General features: G+C 41.8%; 1 protein-coding gene. It reads right to left on the bottom strand.

Features of this window, described 5'->3' with window-relative positions; translation table 11 throughout:
* Positions 1-156 precede the first annotated feature (156 nt).
* A complete protein-coding gene (locus tag QQZ16_RS03060; RefSeq protein ID WP_031540362.1) occupies positions 157-1,353 on the bottom strand; it encodes an IS256 family transposase in 1,197 nt (398 codons plus the stop codon).
* Positions 1,354-1,460 lie beyond the last annotated feature (107 nt).

Consider the following 1,460-nt stretch of genomic DNA (forward strand, 5'->3'; position numbering starts at 1 on the left):
GGTACTGTCAATATTTTTGTGTAAATGACTTTTCAACTTCTCAAGGTAGATGATCACCTTCGTATTCAAATAGATTTGTTCGAAGTGTTGATTTGGGTGTCTAGGAAAGGGCTAGCCCTTTCCTAGACACCCAAATTTCGCGCTGGCACGTCCCGGTTAGTTTGTCGGTTCATGTAGCTGCTCAAACATCTCTTCCAACTCTGCACGTGCCTGATTGAAGCCGATGTGACAGCGTGAGGCGAAACGTTGATTGTAGTCCTCGAACTGCGTCACTAAAAAACGTTCCAGTGATTCTTCGTTCGGAAACTGTTCCTTGCGCTTTGTATATTTTTTGATTTGCTTATTGAACGACTCAATTAAATTGGTCGAGTAGATGCTTCGCCAAATTGCTTTTGGAAACTGATAAAACGTCAGTAAATACGGGTTATTTAGTAAGCCTTGTGTAACTTTTTTGTACGATTTGCTCCATTTCTCGCAGAACTGCCCAAGTGCTAGCTCAGCTGCTTCGGCGTCCTTTGCCTGGTGAATCATTTTAAAATCTTCGCAGACTTCCTTGCGATCCTCTACGCGTACTTTATGCATAATATTGCGACCGACATGAACTAAACAGACTTGATATTTTGCTTTTGGAAACACAGTGAAAACAGCGTCTGCCATGCCTTTTAAGCCGTCTGATACGAATAATAAGACGTCTTCTACACCACGGTCTTTCAGCTCTTCTAGTAGCTCTTGCCAGTTGTAAGCAGACTCTGTTGGGGCAATCGTATAAGCGAGTACCTCTTTAGAGCCGTCTTCGCGAATACCAACAGCGATATAGACAGCTTCTTTGGACACCGTATCACGACGCACGGCAATATACGTCGCATCTAAATACACGCATACGTAACGATTATGCAACGAACGGTTGTTAAATGCATCGACTGTTTCTGAAACCGCTTTTGTCATATTCGAAATCGTTTGAGGCGTATAGTGATGGCCGTACATTTTTTCGATTAACTGGGCAATTTCAGCCATCGTAATGCCTTTTTTAAACAGGTGAATCACCGTATCTTCAAGCGTATCATTCGAACGCTTATACGGAGCCACGGTCTGTTGTTTGAACTCACCATTGCGATCACGTGGAATTTGAATGGCTAAATCGCCGTACTCTGTGTGAAGCGTACGCGAATAAGACCCATTGCGTGAGTTGCCTGAATTAAAGCCAATACGGTCATATTTTTCATAATCTAGAAATTCCGTTAACTCTGTCACAAGTAGCGAGTTGATCGCCATTTCCAAGTGCGAACGAAAAACCTCGGTAATATCTTGTTTTTTTACTAGTGCATCGATAATTTCTGTTGTAAACTGATTCATAGGGAAGACCTCTTTTCTAGGATTGGTTGTGGTGACTTAATTCTACCAAGAGAAGGTCTTCCTTTTTACATGGAAATTTTCATTTACACAAAATATTTTATACTCTC

This window comes from Bacillus sp. T2.9-1 (genome assembly GCF_950097965.1).
Taxonomy (GTDB): domain Bacteria; phylum Bacillota; class Bacilli; order Bacillales; family Cytobacillaceae; genus Niallia; species Niallia hominis.